The organism is Pseudomonas congelans (assembly GCF_900103225.1).
In the GTDB taxonomy this organism is placed as follows: Bacteria; Pseudomonadota; Gammaproteobacteria; order Pseudomonadales; family Pseudomonadaceae; genus Aquipseudomonas; species Aquipseudomonas congelans.
In genome coordinates this window covers 407,793-424,769 of sequence record NZ_FNJH01000004.1, presented here as the reverse complement: position 1 = coordinate 424,769, position 16,977 = coordinate 407,793, and the positions used below count along the sequence as shown (strand labels likewise).

At 58.5% G+C, this 16,977-nt stretch carries 18 protein-coding genes and 1 other RNA gene; 10 read left to right on the top strand and 9 right to left on the bottom strand.

What is annotated here, in order from left to right; translation table 11 throughout:
• Window positions 1-5: 5 nt before the first annotated feature.
• From BLR20_RS16625 to BLR20_RS16615, 3 genes are all read right to left on the bottom strand, one after another.
• Window positions 6-278, bottom strand: a complete 273-nt coding sequence (locus tag BLR20_RS16625) for a bacteriocin immunity protein (RefSeq protein WP_054994427.1) — start codon at window positions 276-278, stop codon at window positions 6-8.
• Window positions 275-2,194 (bottom strand): S-type pyocin domain-containing protein, encoded by a 1,920-nt coding sequence (locus tag BLR20_RS16620; protein WP_054994428.1) that lies wholly within the window; start codon window positions 2,192-2,194, stop codon window positions 275-277. The genes BLR20_RS16625 and BLR20_RS16620 overlap by 4 nt, the downstream gene beginning before the upstream one ends.
• A gap of 85 nt (window positions 2,195-2,279) precedes the next feature.
• Window positions 2,280-3,281 (bottom strand): NADPH:quinone oxidoreductase family protein, encoded by a 1,002-nt coding sequence (locus tag BLR20_RS16615; RefSeq protein ID WP_054994429.1) that lies wholly within the window; start codon window positions 3,279-3,281, stop codon window positions 2,280-2,282.
• Between the two features lie 130 nt (window positions 3,282-3,411).
• Here BLR20_RS16615 and BLR20_RS16610 point away from each other — a divergent pair, with 130 nt between their 5' ends.
• Complete coding sequence (locus BLR20_RS16610; RefSeq protein WP_003403230.1) at window positions 3,412-3,819, top strand: flagellar basal body-associated protein FliL; 408 nt, start codon at window positions 3,412-3,414, stop codon at window positions 3,817-3,819.
• Between the two features lie 6 nt (window positions 3,820-3,825).
• Here the strand turns inward: BLR20_RS16610 and BLR20_RS16605 are convergent, their stop codons facing one another.
• Entirely contained in the window at window positions 3,826-4,275 is a 450-nt protein-coding gene (locus tag BLR20_RS16605) for an EVE domain-containing protein (protein WP_010431235.1), read from the bottom strand.
• 193 nt (window positions 4,276-4,468) lie between these two features.
• Here BLR20_RS16605 and BLR20_RS16600 point away from each other — a divergent pair, with 193 nt between their 5' ends.
• Window positions 4,469-4,621 carry a hypothetical protein gene (locus BLR20_RS16600; RefSeq protein WP_003317333.1) on the top strand — a complete coding sequence of 51 codons (153 nt, stop codon included), beginning with the start codon at window positions 4,469-4,471 and terminating at the stop codon, window positions 4,619-4,621.
• 45 nt (window positions 4,622-4,666) lie between these two features.
• Here the strand turns inward: BLR20_RS16600 and BLR20_RS16595 are convergent, their stop codons facing one another.
• The 4 genes from BLR20_RS16595 to BLR20_RS16580 form a co-directional block, all read right to left on the bottom strand.
• Entirely contained in the window at window positions 4,667-5,278 is a 612-nt protein-coding gene (locus BLR20_RS16595) for a 5-formyltetrahydrofolate cyclo-ligase (protein ID WP_054994430.1), read from the bottom strand.
• Window positions 5,279-5,372: 94 nt separating this feature from the next.
• Window positions 5,373-5,551, bottom strand: a non-coding RNA gene (ssrS, locus tag BLR20_RS16590) — 6S RNA.
• Between the two features lie 30 nt (window positions 5,552-5,581).
• On the bottom strand, window positions 5,582-5,911 hold the full coding sequence (locus BLR20_RS16585; RefSeq protein WP_003317331.1) for a cell division protein ZapA: 330 nt from the start codon (window positions 5,909-5,911) through the stop codon (window positions 5,582-5,584).
• On the bottom strand, window positions 5,908-6,117 hold the full coding sequence (locus tag BLR20_RS16580) for a TIGR02449 family protein (protein ID WP_002551573.1): 210 nt from the start codon (window positions 6,115-6,117) through the stop codon (window positions 5,908-5,910). Before BLR20_RS16580 ends, BLR20_RS16585 begins: the two co-directional genes overlap by 4 nt.
• Window positions 6,118-6,267: 150 nt before the next feature.
• On the opposite strand from BLR20_RS16580, the gene BLR20_RS16575 reads away from it, so the two are divergent.
• From BLR20_RS16575 to BLR20_RS16560, 4 genes are all read left to right on the top strand, one after another.
• A complete protein-coding gene (locus BLR20_RS16575) occupies window positions 6,268-6,822 on the top strand; it encodes a YecA/YgfB family protein (RefSeq protein WP_004414488.1) in 555 nt (184 codons plus the stop codon).
• A 75-nt stretch (window positions 6,823-6,897) separates the two neighbouring features.
• Window positions 6,898-8,232, top strand: a complete 1,335-nt coding sequence (gene pepP / locus BLR20_RS16570; RefSeq protein ID WP_010431220.1) for a Xaa-Pro aminopeptidase — start codon at window positions 6,898-6,900, stop codon at window positions 8,230-8,232.
• The gene (gene ubiH, locus BLR20_RS16565; RefSeq protein ID WP_011266319.1) at window positions 8,229-9,416 is read left to right on the top strand and encodes a 2-octaprenyl-6-methoxyphenyl hydroxylase; all 1,188 of its coding nucleotides are present in this window, start codon (window positions 8,229-8,231) and stop codon (window positions 9,414-9,416) included. Before pepP ends, ubiH begins: the two co-directional genes overlap by 4 nt.
• A gap of 51 nt (window positions 9,417-9,467) precedes the next feature.
• Window positions 9,468-10,697, top strand: coding sequence for a 2-octaprenyl-3-methyl-6-methoxy-1,4-benzoquinol hydroxylase (locus tag BLR20_RS16560; RefSeq protein WP_054994431.1), 1,230 nt, complete (start codon window positions 9,468-9,470; stop codon window positions 10,695-10,697).
• A 330-nt stretch (window positions 10,698-11,027) separates the two neighbouring features.
• Here BLR20_RS16560 and BLR20_RS16550 read toward each other — a convergent pair whose 3' ends face one another.
• Window positions 11,028-12,020 (bottom strand): AraC family transcriptional regulator, encoded by a 993-nt coding sequence (locus tag BLR20_RS16550; protein WP_010437586.1) that lies wholly within the window; start codon window positions 12,018-12,020, stop codon window positions 11,028-11,030.
• Between the two features lie 637 nt (window positions 12,021-12,657).
• On the opposite strand from BLR20_RS16550, the gene BLR20_RS16545 reads away from it, so the two are divergent.
• The 4 genes from BLR20_RS16545 to BLR20_RS16530 all read left to right on the top strand — a co-directional run bounded on the left by BLR20_RS16545 (window position 12,658) and on the right by BLR20_RS16530 (window position 16,755).
• Window positions 12,658-13,941: an MFS transporter gene (locus tag BLR20_RS16545; protein ID WP_054994432.1), complete on the top strand. Its 1,284-nt coding sequence runs from the start codon at window positions 12,658-12,660 to the stop codon at window positions 13,939-13,941.
• Window positions 13,942-14,154: 213 nt separating this feature from the next.
• Entirely contained in the window at window positions 14,155-14,736 is a 582-nt protein-coding gene (locus BLR20_RS16540; protein ID WP_054994433.1) for an alpha/beta hydrolase, read from the top strand.
• Window positions 14,737-14,819: 83 nt separating this feature from the next.
• Window positions 14,820-15,770, top strand: a complete 951-nt coding sequence (locus tag BLR20_RS16535; RefSeq protein ID WP_054994434.1) for a sigma 54-interacting transcriptional regulator — start codon at window positions 14,820-14,822, stop codon at window positions 15,768-15,770.
• A 202-nt stretch (window positions 15,771-15,972) separates the two neighbouring features.
• A complete protein-coding gene (locus tag BLR20_RS16530) occupies window positions 15,973-16,755 on the top strand; it encodes a MetQ/NlpA family ABC transporter substrate-binding protein (RefSeq protein ID WP_003403204.1) in 783 nt (260 codons plus the stop codon).
• Window positions 16,756-16,977: the final 222 nt, after the last annotated feature.

Here is a 16,977-nt window from a genome sequence, read left to right as displayed (position 1 = left end):
GATATTTAGCTTTTGAATCCAGATTTTCCAGTTTGTGCTCGCCATTCTTTGATTACCTTCAGAACTCCTTCGGGGCTGTCCTCTTGGCCTTCCTCAGGATAAAATATTACGTCCGACTGTGCGGGGTGTTCGGTCACTTTAATGAAATGCTGCAACAATATGTCGACATATGCCCCATATTCTTTCCCTTCAAGCTTGTTGCGCTCGGGAGAGAACTCCCTCAAAAAATCAAGAAACTCTTCTTCAGTGTAATCTTCAATTTTTTCTTTCATAATCATTGTGAACGGTTCCTATGATGCTCTATATGTTGCTTTGGTGTCATGATTACTAAATTGTCTACGTCATACACCGACCCGCCGTTTGCAATTTCTTCCTTGTGATGAATCTCGAATTTCGTACGCTGTCCTACCTGATCTTCTAATTTTGGATGTGGTGCGTTACCGGCCTTCATTAATTGCAGGTTCCGCTGACTAAACTGTTGACTGATTTCTGAGTCATTCGCCACAGCTTTCCAGATGGCTTCTCTCTGACGGCCGAAATTGCTGAAGCGTACCCCACGCAATTGATCTGCAACTTGCGAAGGAATTGGAGCCCCCTCAGCCCGAGTCCTAGCGTCTAACCAAGTGTTTGTTATGCGCTCACCATACCCACTCGCAACCCCCGGAATCGACCTCGGGTCCTTGAACAGCAGGTAGCTATTCGGCAGCCCTGAATCAATCGGCGATATGAGAATGTAATCATCAGGATCATCTCGATCAATCGCCGGGTAAGCTTCAAGCTCGGGTACAAAAGGTGTCACCAGGTTGCCTGGATCTACCGGCAAAGCGGGTGGTCCTGCGGGTGAGCTTGTCGAGCTGTCCGCCGGTCGTGCTATTGGCGTCCATATCAGTGCCGGTGTCGATTCCCCGTCACGGATAAACTCGTAGGAATTGTTCTGTGCGTTATAGGTGAAAGTTCTTACGCGAACCTTGGTACCAACTTTCACACCGTCCGTAGCTACCCAGCGTGCAGCGCCGCTTGTGCCAGCTTCATCGGATGTCAGTCGATGAGGCACATCCAGCGTGCCTTTGACGCTGGCAAGGTAGTGCAGATCGATATGCGGTGGCAGGTTGAGCTGCGACAGAGGTGTGGCGATCACAGCGGGCGGCAGCTCTGAGTCGCCCAACGGTTGTGGATACATCGCCAGCAAGGTAACCAGATTGCTGCCCAGTGTTCTGCTCGCAATCCTGATGAGCTGGTCTTTCGCGATGTTGGTCGCGATTGCCTTGATTCCTGGCGCTGTGGAGGGGGCGGTCGCAGGTGCAACGACCGACCACAACTTGCTGACACTGGCCGCCTGACGCGATGAAGCCTGTTCGATTTCCTGTGCAGCGGTCTTGCTGGCCAGCGACAGTTCAGCATGGCGCATGGACAGCGCTGCCGATTGTTCATTGAGCAGCGTGACCGACTGGGCAAGAAGCTTTGCTTCGTAGGTCTGAGATAACGCATTTATCCACGCTTCATGGGCCTGCTGCACACGTGGCGGATCACCCTGGCTGTAGTACACCAGATAGTTCAGGTGGTCTTTTTGTGTAGCATGTTCAAGTTCTTGACCGGTGAGACTCAGAGTCTGAGCGCGACGCTCTTCCAGTAACGACCCTTTGGATTCAATTAAATAATTTATCCTGGCCTTTTCCTGGAGTATCAAGTCACGTAGTTGCTGTTCGTTCGAGTGGGTGACATTCAGATCGAGCCTCGACACTATTTCTTCTTGAATAGCATTCGGCAGCGCTGCAGAAGCCTGAGAGTAGCGTTGTGCCAATCCAGATTGTAAAGATGGAAAGACATTTGTCAGCGCTTCAAGAGCCTGTCTATGTGCCTGATCTTTTTCAGCCTGTGCGCGTACCTGCGCTTCAATACGTGCTCGTTCTGAGGCTTCTGCCTGGGCTCTTGCTTGAGCCGCTGCATCTTCTGCAGCCCGACGCTCTGCCTGCGCTTGAGCTTCAGCATAGGCTTGAGCCTGCGCTGCTTGCTGTTGTGCTCGCGCCCGTAAACGTCTTCTTCTGCGTTTACTGCTAGAGGCTCCAGTATTAGTAAAGCCGCCTCCAAAAAAGCCAGTGTTTTGGGGCTTGGATGAGCTTCCATGACTTATGGTTACAGTGCCGCTTGTCTGGTCATGTAATATATTTGTTTGTCGCTTTCTTCGTGTGGCCATACAGTCTCCTTATCTGTATGGCTATGTTGTTTTAATTTCTAAGTGTCAGTGATATACATAGTTATTAATAAGCTCGTATTTCTGGCTAATGGGATGACTTTATGAGATCGGCGCTTAACGCGATCACCACCTTCCCCCCAGCCCTGCGCCCACCCAACAAATCAATCGCCTCCCCAGCCCTTTCCAGCGGATAAATCGTCGACACCAGCGGCTTCAATTTTCCTTCTTCAAACCACGCAAACAGATGCTTGAAGTTCGCCGCATTGTCCTGCGGTTGCCGCTGCGCAAACGAGCCCCAGAACACGCCGACCACCGAAGCGCCCTTGAGCAGGGTCAGATTGACGGGCAGGTCGGGGATGCGGCCGCTGGCGAAGCCGACGACCAGCAAGCGGCCGTTCCAGGCGATGCTGCGGATGGCCTGGTCGAAAAGGTCGCCGCCGACCGGGTCGTAGATCACGTCGGCGCCGTTGCCATTGGTGAGGCGTTTGACTTCGTCCTTGAGGCTGGCCTCGCTGTAGTTGATCAGTTCGTCGGCGCCTGCGTTTCTGGCGACTTCGAGTTTTTCTGCGCTGCTGGCGGCGGCGATGACGCGGGCGCCGAGGGCCTTGCCGATCTCCACGGCGGCCAGGCCGACGCCACCGGATGCACCGAGGACCAGCAGGGTTTCACCGGGTTGCAGGTGGGCGCGTTGTGTGAGGGCGTGCATGGAGGTGCCGTAGGTCATGCTGAATGCGGCCGCCGTGGTGAAGTCCATTCCCGGCGGAATCGGCAGCACGTTGTAGTGGGGAACGGCGACCTGCTCGGCGAAGCTGCCCCAGCCGGTGAGCGCCATGACGCGGTCGCCGGGTTTCAGGTGGCTGACGTTTTCCCCGACGGCGGCTATCACGCCTGCGGCCTCGCCCCCCGGTGAGAAAGGGAAGGGCGGCTTGAACTGGTACTTGCCCTCGATGATCAAGGTGTCGGGAAAGTTGACCCCGGCGGCGTGCACGTCGAGCAGAATTTCGTTCTTTTTGATCGCGGGGCCGGGGACGTCTTCGAGTACCAGTGTGCTGGCAGGACCGAAGGCTTTGCATAACAGGGCTTTCATCGGGCTATTCCTTTTCCGGTAATGGCCGATAAAGTCAGTTAAGCGGGTTCCCGGGTCAACAAGCATGGCCCTGCCTGATAAGCACACATAAGCTGTAAGCTACGTGGCAAACCGTATTAAGGAGTGGACTGTGAAAGCGTGGATTCTGATGTTGCTGGCCTTGTCATTGCCTGTCATGGCGCAAGAGGAAGCCAAGGAAGAAGGCGGCCCGCCAAAGGCGGCGTATGTCTCGCTGACGCCTCCGTTCGTGGGTAACTATGCGCTCGATGGCGGCCCGAAGCTGCGTGTCTACAAGGCCGACATTGCCTTGCGTGTAACAGGTGCCGACGCCGAGGCTGCGGTGAAGCGCAATGACGCATTGATCCGCAATCAACTGGTGTCGCTGTTCACTCAACAGACCGTCGATTCCATGAGCAGCGCCGAAGCGAAGGAAAACATTCGTCAGGAAGCACTCAAACAGGTTCAGCGCGTCATGAACGATGAGGAAGGCAAACCGATTGTTGAAGACTTGCTGTTCAATAACTTCATCGTTCAATAACGTTCGTCAGCGCAGTGCCAGGATCGCCGCCCATTGTTCGGCGGTGACCGGCATGACCGAGAGCCGGCTGCCTTTCTGTACCAGAGGCAGTTGCTCCAGTTGGCTTTGCTGCTTGAGATAACCCAGCCCCAGCACACGCTTGAAGGTCTCCACGAACTCGACGTCGATGGCACTCCACGGGTTCTTTTCCTCCGTGGCCTTGGCGTCGTGGTAGTGGCTCTCGGGGTCCAGCGCAGTGGGGTCCGGATACGCTGACCTGGCGATTTTGCCGATGCCGGCGATTCCCGGCTCCGGGCAACTGGAGTGATAGAAAAAGAACTCGTCGCCCTCTGTCATGGCCCTCAGAAAATTACGTGCCTGATAGTTGCGTACCCCGTCCCAGCGAGCGTTGCCCAGTCGTTGCAGGTCGCTGATCGAGAATTCATCAGGCTCGGACTTCATTAGCCAATAGGCCATTGTGCTCACTCCACAGACAAAAGGTTCACGGTATTACGAACAGTTTGATGACAAACCGACAATCGGTTCGCGCCACTATTTGCGTACTGGTTCACGTTACCGCAAAATGCCGCCCTTCAAAGTTCCACGCTGTTGCACGGCCTACACAAAACCGATGCTGACATCGTATTGATTTGCCTAAGGAGGGCAGTCAATGAAACGCAAGCCTGATTTACTCTGGATTCTGGTTATTCTGTTTGGCTTGGGTGTCGTGACAACCGGTTATGCACAGAGCTTGTGGTCCACCAAGGATGATGCTCCAGTCGAGATCACTCAGCAGCAGCAAAAAGTCCCCGGCAGGCATTGAGCCCTGCTTGTACTCTGATCGTTGATTGCCTTGTTGGCTGAACGATCAGAGTGTCTGCGTCACATACCAGCCTTTATCCGATACCGTGCCTTGCAGCGGTACATCCCAACTGGCCTGCGCTAGGCGATCGACTTTCTGACACTCATGAGCCAGCCCCAGTAATACCGGTTTGCGCCAGGTCTTTCTGCGCGCCAGGTACGCCAGGCTGCGGTCGTAGAAACCACCGCCCATGCCCAGGCGGCCGCCTTCGTCATCGAAACCTACCAATGGCATCAGAATCAGGTCGAGCGCCCATATAGGGCGTTGCCTTGCCCGGTCGATGCGTGGCTCGGGGATGCGAAAACGATTGGGGATGAATTTTTCGCCGGGACGCACACGCTGAAAAACCATGCGCGTGCGTGGCCATGCGTTGAGCACCGGCAGATAGGTTGTCTTGCCACGGCGCTGTGCTTCACGCAGTAACAGCCGCGGGTCGATCTCGCCATCCATCGGCAGGTACAGCGAAACATGCCGGGCACGCCGAAACAGCGGGTGCTGCGCCAGTTGACGATAAATATCCCGTGCGGCTGCGCGTTGCTGGCTTTGACTCAAGGCTTTGCGTGCCTTGCGTAGCTGGCGGCGTAATTGCGGACGGGTAAGTGATTGGGCGCTGATCATGAGCAGAAGGTCATGCAGGCTGATCCGGAAAGGAGGTTGAAGCCGGAGCGGGGTAGTCGTTGCCAGACAGCAGGGCTGGCAACGAACTGAATATGGACTCCCCGACGAACCGCTGTCGGTTTAGCCCTTGAACCCGAAAGTTCAAGGTGGAGATTGCAGGAGGTTTTAAGGCTTTCCGTCGAGCGGACATGCACACCAACCCCAACGTGCAACCCCCGTGGTTGTGCGTATCGGCTCAGGGACATGACCGACTGGCAAGCACTCCAGGGAGCAGCGCGAGTATACAGAAATGCCCCGCAATAATCAGCCCCGAGTTGAATCCGGTGTGCCGGGCGTGTCTGTCGCCAGCACCAGATCGACCTTGTCGAGCAGGTCGCGTACCTGTTCGCGGGTCGAACCGCTGGTCTGTACGTCAGGCAGATGTTCCTTGTGCAGCAAGTCGTGAGTGATGTTCAGAGCAGCCATCACGGCGATGCGATCGGCACCGATGACTTTGCCGCTGCTGCGGATCTCACGCATCTTGCCATCCAGGTAGCGGGCGGCGCTGACCAGGTTGGTGCGCTCTTCCTGAGGGCAGATGATCGAATATTCCTTGTCCAGGATCTGAACGGTAACGCTGTTGCCATTGCTCATGAGTCTTGCTCCAGGGCTTTAAGGCGCGAAATCATTGACTCGACCTTCTGCCGGGCGATTTCGTTTTTTTCAATCAGTTGGGCACGTTCCTCGCGCCAGGTCTTTTCCTGAGCTAATAAGAGTGCGTTTTGGCCTTTAAGTTGCTCGGCATACTTCAGGAGCAGCTCCACACGTTTCATCAGCGCTTGCAGGTCGGTGTCTTCCATTGTTTTCCACTGAATACTTTCTGATGAATGGCAGGGGGAGCGATGCTTGTGCTCAAGCTCGAACCGCCGTCCGGGTGATCTTGTCGCGCGGATAGTCTAGGATACAAGGCCTTCATTCTAGACATTGCGCCGTTTGGCGACTAGCTACCCATGCCCATTCAGAATTCTCCGTACAAAGCGTTCGCCACTCTGCTCAACAGTGGCGGTCACCAGGTATCTCCTGCCGAGCTGCATGGCCTGTTGCTGGGGCGCAGTTGCGCAGGTGCCGGTTTCGACAACGAAGGCTGGTTTGCCGACGCGTCGGTCCTGCTCGAAACCGAGCCGCAGGACAATATCCGTCAGGCGCTCGTCGGCTTGCAAGAGATGGTCAAGGGCGAGCTCACCGGTGACGACATGACCGTCGTGCTGTTGCTGCCGGGCGACGACGAACCGCTGACCGAGCGTGCTGCTGCGCTGGGCCAGTGGTGTCAGGGGTTCCTGGCAGGTTTCGGTCTGGCCATTGGCGACAAGCCGCTGGGCACTGAAGCCAAGGCGGTTCTGGAGGATCTGGCGGCGATTGCCCAGGTTCAGGACGCGCTGGAAGAGTCCGAAGACGGCGAAACCGACTACATGGAAGTCATGGAGTACATGCGCGTAGCGCCGCTGCTGCTGTTCACTGAATTCAACGAGCCGTCCGCGCCGCAACCCAAGCCTTCACTGCACTGATAGCCGATCACTGCGACACCGGCCTGCGCTTGCCATAGCGCGAGCCGGTGGACTCCATCAGGACGCCTGCTGCCCATGATTCAGATCCCGAAGTCCGAGTACGCCCGCCGCCGCAAAGCTCTGATGGCTCAGATGGAGCCGGACAGCATTGCCATCCTGCCTGCCGCTGCGGTTGCCATTCGCAATCGTGACGTCGAGCACGTCTACCGGCAGGACAGTGACTTTCAGTACCTGAGCGGCTTCCCCGAGCCGGAAGCGGTGGTGGTGCTGATCCCCGGTCGTGAATACGGCGAGTACGTATTGTTCTGCCGCGAGCGCAATCCCGAGCGCGAGCTGTGGGAAGGCCTGCGCGCAGGACAGGAAGGCGCGATCCGTGAGTATGGTGCGGACGATGCGTTCCCCATCAATGACATCGATGAAATCCTGCCCGGCCTGATCGAAGGCCGGGACAGGGTGTATTCGGCGATGGGCAGCAATCCCGAATTCGACCGGCACCTGATGGACTGGATCAACGTGATTCGCTCCAAGGCGCACCTCGGTGCCCAGCCGCCCAAGGAATTCGTGGCCCTGGACCATCTGCTGCACGACATGCGCCTGTACAAGTCCGCAGCGGAAATCAAAGTCATGCGTTGCGCAGCGGATATCTCGGCGCGGGCTCATGTGCGTGCGATGCAGGCCTGCCGCGCAGGGCTGCATGAGTTCAGCCTGGAGGCCGAGCTGGACTACGAGTTTCGCAAAGGCGGTTCGAAGATGCCTGCCTACGGCTCGATCGTCGCCTCGGGTCGCAACGGTTGCATCCTGCATTACCAGCAGAACGACGCGGTGCTCAGGGACGGTGACCTGGTGTTGATCGACGCCGGCTGCGAAATCGACTGCTACGCCAGCGACATCACCCGCACCTTTCCGGTGAATGGCAGGTTTTCCCCTGAGCAGAAAGCCATTTACGAGCTGGTGCTCAAAGCCCAGCATGCCGCTTTCGAGGCCATTGGCCCCGATAAGCACTGGAACCAGGCGCACGAGGCGACGGTCAAGGTGATTACCGCCGGGCTGGTTGAACTGGGCCTGCTGCGCGGCGACGTCGGCGAGCTGATCGAAAGCGAGGCCTACAAGATGTTTTACATGCACCGTGCCGGGCACTGGCTGGGCATGGATGTGCATGACGTCGGCGAATACAAGGTCGGCGGCGAGTGGCGCGTACTGGAGGTCGGCATGACGCTGACCGTTGAACCCGGGATTTACATATCCCCCGACAACCTGGAAGTCGCGAAGAAATGGCGAGGTATTGGTGTGCGAATCGAGGATGACGTGGTTGTGACTAGGCAGGGGTGTGAAATTCTGTCCGGCGGCGTGCCCAAGACCGTCGCCGAGATCGAGGCGCTGATGGCGGCTGCACAGGAACAGGTCGCATGAGCCGCTTCAATATCGCCATCGTCGGCGGCGGACTGGTCGGTGCAAGCCTAGCGTTGTCGCTGCAGGCCGGTGCCAAGGCGCGCGGCTGGAAAATCGTGCTCATCGAGCCCTTTGCGCCGGGTGAAGCCTGGCAGCCCAGCTACGATGCGCGTTCTTCGGCATTGTCGTTTGGCTCGCGACGCATCTATGAACGGCTTGGCCTGTGGCAGCAGATTTCCCGACGCGCCGAGCCGATCCTGCAAATCCAGGTGTCGGACCGTGGTCGCTTCGGCGCCACTCGCCTGTCTGCGATCGAAGAGGGCGTTCCGGCGCTCGGCTATGTGGTTGAAAACGCCTGGCTCGGTCAGGCTCTGTGGGCCGGGCTGGATCGTGATGTGGTCAGTTGGCGTGTGCCGGCCGAGGTCAAACACATGCAGCCATTGGCCGACGGTTATCGCCTGAGCCTCAGTGATGACAGCGAACTGGACTGCGACCTGGCCGTGCTGGCCGACGGCGGCCGTTCCAGCCTGCGCGAGCAACTGGGCATCGGGGTGCGGCAACGGCCCTACGACCAGCATGCGCTGATTGCCAATATCACGCCGAGTGAAGCTCACTGCGGGCAGGCGTTCGAACGTTTTACCGAGGACGGGCCGATGGCGCTGCTGCCATTGCCGGATAACCGCTGTGCGCTGGTATGGACACGTCCGGGCAACGATACCCAGCGTCTGGCCGAACTGGACGACCGCAGTTTTCTGGAAGAGCTGCAGGGCGTGTTTGGCTATCGCCTGGGCACGCTGCGTCAGGTCGGTGCTCGGCATGTCTACCCCTTGGCACTGATCGAAGCCGAAGAGCAGGTGCGCTCGCATCTGGTGATCCTGGGCAACGCGGCGCACAGCCTGCATCCGGTCGCCGGGCAGGGGTTCAATCTGTCCTTGCGTGACGCCGATGCACTGGCCGAGACACTGCTGGACAGCGACGCTCCGCCCGGTGCGCTGCCGACGCTGCAGCTCTACCGTGAGCGTCAGCGCCAGGATCAGCAATTGACCGTGGGCTTCTCCGACAAGGTGACGCGCCTGTTCGGCAGCTCCCGGTCGGCCGTTGCCACCGGGCGTAACGTCGGGTTGCTCGGCCTGGACCTGCTGCCGGCCGCCAAGCGCTGGTTTGCCCGCCAGGCCATGGGTTTGGGGACTCGATCCGATGTGTGAATCAGACACTTTAAACACAGGGCTTCGGCCGCAAGCGAGAACGGTTTGACCATGGAAACGCGCGCAGATGTGCTGATTGTCGGAGCCGGAATGGTTGGCAGTGCCCTTGCTCTGGCATTGCGGGACAGCGGTCTTGATGTGCTGGTGGTCGACGGTGGACCGCTGAGCGTCGAGCCATTTGATCAACAGTCGAGCTTCGAACCGCGGGTCAGTGCTTTGTCGGCGGCCAGCCAGCGAATCCTCCAGCGGCTGGGTGTGTGGGAAGGCATCGCTGCGCGCCGCATCAGCCCGTATGCGCATATGCAGGTCTGGGATGGCAGCGGCACCGGGCAGATTCACTTCTCGGCCTCCAGTGTGCATGCCGACGTGCTCGGTCACATCATCGAGAATCGTGTGGTGCAGGACGCGCTGCTCGACCGACTGCACGCCAGCGACATCGGCTTGCTGGCCAACGCGCGGCTTGAACAGATGCGTCACTCCGGCGATGACTGGCTGCTGACCCTGGCCGATGGTCGTCAGTTGCGCGCGCCGCTGGTGGTGGCCGCCGACGGTGCCAATTCCGCTGTGCGCCGCCTGACTGAAACGCCGACGCGTGAATGGGATTACCTGCATCACGCCATTGTCACCAGCGTGCGCACAGCCGATCCCCACAGAAAAACCGCCTGGCAGCGTTTCACCGACGACGGGCCGCTGGCCTTTCTGCCGCTGGAGCGTGAGGGCCAGCACTGGTGCTCCATCGTCTGGTCAGTCACACCTGCCGAAGCCGAGCGCCTGATGGTGCTGGAGGATGATCTGTTCTGCCGCGAACTGGAGCAGGCGTTCGAAGGACGACTGGGTCAGGTGCTGTCTGCCGATAGCCGCCTGTGCGTGCCGCTGCGTCAGCGTCACGCCAAGCGTTACGTTGCCAGGGGATTGGCACTGATTGGCGATGCGGCGCACACCATTCACCCACTGGCCGGGCAGGGCGTGAACCTCGGCTTTCTCGACGCTGCAGTACTGGCAGAAGTGCTGACCCATGCCGCAAGGCGCGGCGAGCGCTGGTCTGACCTGCGCGTGCTGGGCCGCTACGAGCGCCGCCGCATGCCGCACAACCTCGCGCTGATGGCTGCAATGGAAGGCTTCGAACGCCTGTTCCAGGCCGACCTGCTGCCCTTGCGCTGGTTGCGCAACACCGGCTTGAAAATGGTCAACCGCATGCCCGAAGCCAAGGCGCTGTTCGTGCGCGAAGCGCTGGGTTTGTCGGGGGATCTGCCTGAGCTGGCGCGGATCGAAGCACGCTAGAAGCCAACACATACCTGCGCGGAGCCCAGGCGCGACGGTGTTCTCGAGAGCACTATCGCTCCTCACGCTCCAGCGTGGGAATGCCTGTCGTGACGCTCTGCGTCACATAATCAGGAGAGGACGCAGAGCGTCCAGAACGGCATACCCACGCGGAGCATGGGCACGATAGAGCGTTCTTCCGAGCACGTTACGCTTGCGATCTACCAGACAACTATCGTTCCTCACGCTCCAGCGTGGGAATGCCTTTCGTGACGCTCCGCGTCATGGATGTGCGCCGCGCCGCTTAATCAAGAGCGGACGCGGAGCATGGGTAAGAGGGTGTGCCCCCCATCAGCGCACCACGGCGCTGCGGTACTGTTCCGGTGTCAGCCCGGTCCAGCGTTTGAAGGCGCGGCTCAGGCAGTCGGTGTCGGAAAAACCCAGCAGGTAGGCGATTTCGTTCAGCGAGCTTTGCTGATCGTTCATGTGCAGCAGCGCCAGGTTCTGGCGGCACTGATTGAGCAGCAGGTCATAGCAGCAGCCCTCGTCGGCCAGATGGCGCTGCAGGCTGCGCGTGCTCAGGTGCAGGGCTTCGGCGATGCTCTTGACGGTGGGTTCGCCGTCCGGCAGCAGCGTTTCTATGGCCGAGCGTACGCGCTGTTCCCAGATCAGTGACGGTAACGGATCCCCTTGGGATTCCTGACCGTTCAGCTGCACCGGGCCGTCATCCAGGTGGCTGTCGAATTGATCACCGCCAAACTCCAGCAAGTTCTCCTGCGCCGCAAACATGACCGGTGACCGAAACAAATCGTACCAAGGCCGCGGGTCCTTGGGTGCCGGACGTTGCAGATGCACCGCGAGCGGCGCATAGCCCCGTCCCAACCGATTGCGGCAGGTACGCACGTAAATGGCGGCAAATGCATCCAGCAGCTCATGAACCGGTGACTGACAGGATGGCGGTGTACCGAAGCGGAATTCATAACGTTCGCCGACGGTTCTGAAATCCAGTTCCAGAGAGTCCTCGGCCATCGAGCGGTAACGCACAATGCGCTCGAAAACTTCACGCAGTGATCCGCTGGCCACCAGCGTGTAGCCCAGCGCATGAAACGCCGTCGGGCTGACGAAGCGTGAAACGCGCAAACCCAAGGCCGGGTCAAGGCTGGCTTGCACTGCACGTTGCCAGAGCGTGGCGGTGACATCCGGTGAGAATTGCGCATCGGGTTCACTCAGCCTGTTCAGGTCAATGCCCGCGCTCTGGCACAACGCATCACTGTCCATGCCCAAGGCAGTTAGCTGCTTGCGCAGAGCGGGGGTCCAGCTGGCGAGACTGCTTGGCTCAGGCATGCGCACGCCTCTTCCTGACATGAGGTGACTTCAGCGTCAGGCCCGTGTCGACAAGGTCTCACCGGGCAACCCGCTTGCCTGACGCCAGCTTCAAGAATGAGAGCATTTATGACAGTTGTGCAAGTGCCAGGACACGTTTCTTGTCATCACCCCGAAAATAGTCCGCGCTGTGAACACTGAGCGGTGTCCGATAGGCCCAAACGAGCTATCCGCAGGCGCCTATTGCGCAGTCGTCGTATAACGTAAAAGCTCCTTGATGTTCTCAACGCTCCGCTAACCCATCGCTGATGCAGGTCAGAGCATTTCTGTCATTTGACACCGGAATGTCAAATGGCTATAAGTGCATCATGTTGTACGACGACATAAGACTCGAAGAAAATTACAACCACAAAAATAATTCAAAGAGTAACAACCCGATGATCAGTCTGAATTCTCAGGCCATAAAAGCGTGCCCTTCGTGCGAAAAGTCTATTTTTACGCATGAACGTCGGCGGAAAGCGCCTAAAAGTCTTCTGCAGAAACCGTAATCTGAAGTTACATAAAACCAGCCGCCTCACGGTCTTGGCCGCGGGACGCTCATCGCCAATCTAAAAATAAACAGGGTGAAGAGATGAAGATAAAAGGCATTCGGTGGTGGATGGTGGGGCTGGTAACAGCTGGCCTGGTCGTCAACTACCTGGCACGCAACACGCTGTCCGTCGCAGCACCGACGCTCATGAGCGAGCTGAGCATTTCCACCGAGCAGTACGCGCACATCGTTGTCGCCTGGCAACTGTGCTACGCCATCATGCAGCCCGTGGCGGGCTACATCATCGACGCGATCGGCACCAAGATGGGCTTTGCAATCTTCGCCATCGCCTGGTCTGCTGCCTGCGCTGCCGCCGCATTCGCGACCGGCTGGCAGAGTCTGGCGATCTTCCGCGGCATGCTCGGCCTGACCGAGGCGGCGGGGCTGCCGGCAGGCGTCAAGGCGACCACCGAATGGTTTCCGGCCAAAGAGCGCTCGGTGGCCATCGGCTGGTTCAATATCGGTTCGTCGTTCGGCGCATTGCTTGCGCCCCCGCTGGTGGTCTGGGCCATCCTGCAGAGTGGCTGGGAGCTGGCGTTCCTGATTGTCGGCGGTCTGGGGATTGTCTGGAGCGGCCTGTGGCTGCTGCTGTACAAGCATCCGCGCGATCAGAAGCGTCTGGGCGATGCAGAACGTGACTACATCCTCAGCGGCCAGGAAGCACGTCTGAAGGATGCACCCGCCCAGAAAGGCAGTTGGAAGCGACTGTTCAAAAACCGTAATTTCTACGCGATTGCCTCGGCGCGAATCCTTTCCGAGCCTGCCTGGCAGACCTTCAATGCGTGGATTCCGCTGTACCTGATGACCGAGCGCCACATGAACATCAAGGAAGTCGCGATGTTCGCCTGGCTGCCGTTTCTGGCGGCTGATATCGGCTGTGTACTGGGCGGCTACCTTAGCCCGTTGTTCCACAAGTACTGCAAGGTATCGCTGTTCACCTCGCGCAAGATGGTCATGCTGTTTGGCTGCTCATGCATGATCGGACCCGCGTGCATCGGGCTGGTCGAGAGCCCCTACACCGCCATCGCCTTACTGTGCATCGGCGGCTTTGCCCACCAGACCCTGTCGGGCGCGCTGTATTCGATCACCTCGGATTCATTCGGCAAAAACGAGGTGGCCACAGCGACCGGGATGGGCGGAATGTTCGGCTTTTTCGGGGCGGCGGCGTTCACCATGGTCTTCGGCGTGCTGGTCACCAAAATCGGCTACAGCCCGCTGTTCGTGGTGCTGGCGATCTTCGACATTATCGCTGCGATCGTGGTGTGGAACGTTGCCCGTGAAGTCCCGCAGAACGACGAGCCAGTGCCGCTGACTTCGGGCGAGCAGGGCCCGCGTACTGTGCCTGCAACCTGAGGCCGTCGTAATCCTGTAATGAAGCGTGGATATTCTTTGCCCTGAAAGTGATTTTTATTAGAGGCCGTTCCTCGAAGGCAGGGAGTGGCCTCTTTTTTTGTCTATCAGCTGATATTCGTTTTGGGAATTAACAAATAGCTTCTTATTCCTTAGCGAATATAACTTCCATCCCTATACTCGCCTCATGAACGCATACATGCAGGAGGCGAATCCATGCATAACGAGTCGATCCGGTATCTGATCGTGCCAGGCTGGCAAGGGTCTCCTGATGATCATTGGCAGACCCACTGGCAGAACAGCCTGCCCAACAGCACACGTGTGGAGCAGGCCGACTGGCTCAAGCCACGGCGTGAAGACTGGGTCGGCGAGTTGCAGCGCACGATTGCCGCGCATGACACGCCCGTGATCCTGATCGCGCACAGCCTGGGCTGCGTCACGGTCGCGCACTGGGCCCGACTCGCGCCGCTGGACACCTTGCGTCAGGTGCAGGGCGCACTGTTGGTGGCACCGGCCGACGTCGAGCGTCCGAATTGCCCGCCTGCATTGCGTAATTTTGCGCCGATCCCTGCCGACCTGTTGCCGTTTCCGACACAGATTGTCAGCTCTGACAACGATCCTGCGGTCAGCTCCCAGCGTGCGATGGAGATGGCACGTCATTGGGGTGCCGAGATCGGCTTTCTGAGTCAGGCCGGGCATATCAACGTCAAGTCCGGCCATCAACGCTGGGAGCAGGGCTTCGCCTACCTGTACCGCCTGCAGAATCGTCTGGAGCAACACGCGCGTCGTCGCGCATGACCGGGCAGTTTGTTTATCGGACTCACCGGGTCCCGTCTTTTTAAACGCTTGAGCCTTTGCAAGGGCTCAGGCGGGAGTGTGTCATGAGCCTTCACGAAAACTTTGGGCAGCCGCTGCTGACCTTTCCCGATGCGGAAAAAAGCCCACTGAGCATTCGCGCCAAGGCGCTGGTGTTCATCGACCCACGCTCGCGCCAATTGCGTGAAGAAATGGAGCAACTGGCTCCCCGTTCTCTACCGGTACTGATCCGTGGCGAGTCCGGGACCGGCAAGGAATTGCTGGCCAGGCATATTCATCGCGGCAGTGATCGCTCGGGTCTGTTCGTTTCGGTGAACTGCGGTGCCATCAGCCCGACGTATGCCGACGCCGAATTGTTCGGCTATACCGCCGGAGCCCACAGTGGAACGGTCAGCAGCCGCGCAGGCTGGTTCGGTTCGGCCAATGGGGGCACCTTGTACCTGGACGAGATCGGCGACCTGCCGCTGCCGATCCAGGTCAAGCTGCTTGCGGCCCTTGAAAATCACGAAGTCACGCGAGTGGGCGCGCAGCAGCCGAGCCCGGTCGATGTGCGTCTGGTCGCCGCCACCAGCATCGATCTGGCGCAGGCCGTGGCTGCCGGGAAATTCCACGAGCGTCTTTATCATTACCTGAGCGAGGGCCGCCTCGATCTGCCTGCGTTGCGCGAGCAGCCGGGCAACATCCTGCCGTTGGCCGAGTATTTTGTCGGGATCTACAGCCAGCGTCTGAACCTGCCGGTGCAACTGATCAGCGAGGATGCGCAGCGCACGCTGGAGGCCCATAGCTGGCCCGGCAATACCCGTGAACTGGAGAATGTCATTCACTTTGCCTTGCTGGTCAGCAGCGGTGATGAAATTCGCGCACACGATATCAATCTGCCGGACATCGCCGATCCGTTGGTTCTGATCGAGCGTCAGACGCAGCTATTGCTTAAAGGTGGTGATCGCCGGCAGCTTTCCGCGCTCAGGCAATTGCTTGAAACAGTCACCTCGGAGCTGGATCGGCGTCCCGCTTGAGCCCGCCCCAGAGCGGTTGTGATGAGGTACAGTAGATGCCGATGCAAAAAAGCATAAGCACTCGATTAAAAAGTATTTTATCGGAATATAAAACACCGGTAATGTCAGCGTGATGTCGCAGGGCTCGGACAGCTGTGGCAAACCATTGAATAATAAGGCGTCATTTCTGGATGACGCTCTCGGATTTCGTTAAGGACATTGCATGAAAAAGACGTTTTTGCTGACCGCCCTGGCGGCTGTGTTCTCGATTGGCCTGGCTCACGCAGGTGAAAAGCTGGTAGTCGGCGCAACGCCTGTACCGCATGCGGAAATCCTCAAGTTGATCCAGCCGACGCTGGCCAAGGAAGGTGTGGACCTGGAGATCAAGGTCTTCACTGACTACGTTCAGCCGAACGTCCAGTTGAGCGAAAAGCGTCTGGACGCCAACTACTTTCAGACCAAGCCTTACCTGGATGGCTTCAACAAGGGTAAAGGTACCAACCTGGTGACCGGCGTTGGTGTACACGTCGAACCGTTCGGCGGCTACTCGAAAAAGTACAAGAGCGTGAAAGATCTGCCTGAAGGCGCAACCATTGCCATTCCGAACGAAGGCAGCAACGCCGGGCGTGCGCTGATCCTGCTGGACAAGAACGGCCTGATCACCCTGAAGGATCCGAAAAACGCACTGTCCACGCCGAAAGACATCGCCAGCAACCCGAAGAATTTCAAGTTCCGCGAACTGGAATCGGCTGTACTGCCACGCGCCTTGAGCCAGGTTGACCTCGCGCTGATCAATACCAACTACGCGCTGGAAGCCAAGCTCAATCCGAAGAAAGACGCGCTGATCATCGAAGGTTCGGATTCGCCTTACGTGAACTTCCTCGTGACCCGCGAAGACAACGCCCACACCGACGCCATCGAGAAACTGTCGAAAGCGCTGACCAGCCAGGAAGTGAAAGACTTCATCAACAAGAAGTACGACGGCGCGGTACTGCCTGCGTTCTGACCCACTGACTCTCGTTCCCCCAACTATCGTGCGACGCTCCGCGTCGCATGCCGGTCTGGACGGTCCGATGTTGAATGTGCGGCGCGGCACAGATGTGTGACGCAGAGCGTCACGAAAGGCATTCCCACGCCGGAGCGTGAGGAACGATAGTCGTCAGGGAGATCGCGGAACGGATGGCGCGCGAGGTTGTACGGGCAAACACTATCGTACCCATGCTCCGCG

Excerpts from the sequence above, each read along its gene's own strand:
- BLR20_RS16585 (WP_003317331.1), bottom strand. The coding sequence starts at position 5,911 with ATGAGCAATGGCAACAGCGTTACCGTTCAGATCCTGGACAAGGAATAT.
- BLR20_RS16595 (WP_054994430.1), bottom strand. The coding sequence starts at position 5,278 with ATGATCAGCGCCCAATCACTTACCCGTCCGCAATTACGCCGCCAGCTA.
- BLR20_RS16575 (WP_004414488.1), top strand. The coding sequence starts at position 6,268 with ATGCCCATTCAGAATTCTCCGTACAAAGCGTTCGCCACTCTGCTCAAC.
- BLR20_RS16550 (WP_010437586.1), bottom strand. The coding sequence starts at position 12,020 with ATGCCTGAGCCAAGCAGTCTCGCCAGCTGGACCCCCGCTCTGCGCAAG.
- BLR20_RS16605 (WP_010431235.1), bottom strand. The coding sequence starts at position 4,275 with ATGGCCTATTGGCTAATGAAGTCCGAGCCTGATGAATTCTCGATCAGC.
- BLR20_RS16535 (WP_054994434.1), top strand. The coding sequence starts at position 14,820 with ATGAGCCTTCACGAAAACTTTGGGCAGCCGCTGCTGACCTTTCCCGAT.
- ubiH (WP_011266319.1), top strand. The coding sequence starts at position 8,229 with ATGAGCCGCTTCAATATCGCCATCGTCGGCGGCGGACTGGTCGGTGCA.
- BLR20_RS16530 (WP_003403204.1), top strand. The coding sequence starts at position 15,973 with ATGAAAAAGACGTTTTTGCTGACCGCCCTGGCGGCTGTGTTCTCGATT.
- BLR20_RS16615 (WP_054994429.1), bottom strand. The coding sequence starts at position 3,281 with ATGAAAGCCCTGTTATGCAAAGCCTTCGGTCCTGCCAGCACACTGGTA.
- BLR20_RS16545 (WP_054994432.1), top strand. The coding sequence starts at position 12,658 with ATGGTGGGGCTGGTAACAGCTGGCCTGGTCGTCAACTACCTGGCACGC.
- BLR20_RS16625 (WP_054994427.1), bottom strand. The coding sequence starts at position 278 with ATGATTATGAAAGAAAAAATTGAAGATTACACTGAAGAAGAGTTTCTT.
- pepP (WP_010431220.1), top strand. The coding sequence starts at position 6,898 with ATGATTCAGATCCCGAAGTCCGAGTACGCCCGCCGCCGCAAAGCTCTG.
- BLR20_RS16580 (WP_002551573.1), bottom strand. The coding sequence starts at position 6,117 with ATGGAAGACACCGACCTGCAAGCGCTGATGAAACGTGTGGAGCTGCTC.
- BLR20_RS16540 (WP_054994433.1), top strand. The coding sequence starts at position 14,155 with ATGCATAACGAGTCGATCCGGTATCTGATCGTGCCAGGCTGGCAAGGG.
- BLR20_RS16600 (WP_003317333.1), top strand. The coding sequence starts at position 4,469 with ATGAAACGCAAGCCTGATTTACTCTGGATTCTGGTTATTCTGTTTGGC.
- BLR20_RS16560 (WP_054994431.1), top strand. The coding sequence starts at position 9,468 with ATGGAAACGCGCGCAGATGTGCTGATTGTCGGAGCCGGAATGGTTGGC.
- BLR20_RS16620 (WP_054994428.1), bottom strand. The coding sequence starts at position 2,194 with ATGGCCACACGAAGAAAGCGACAAACAAATATATTACATGACCAGACA.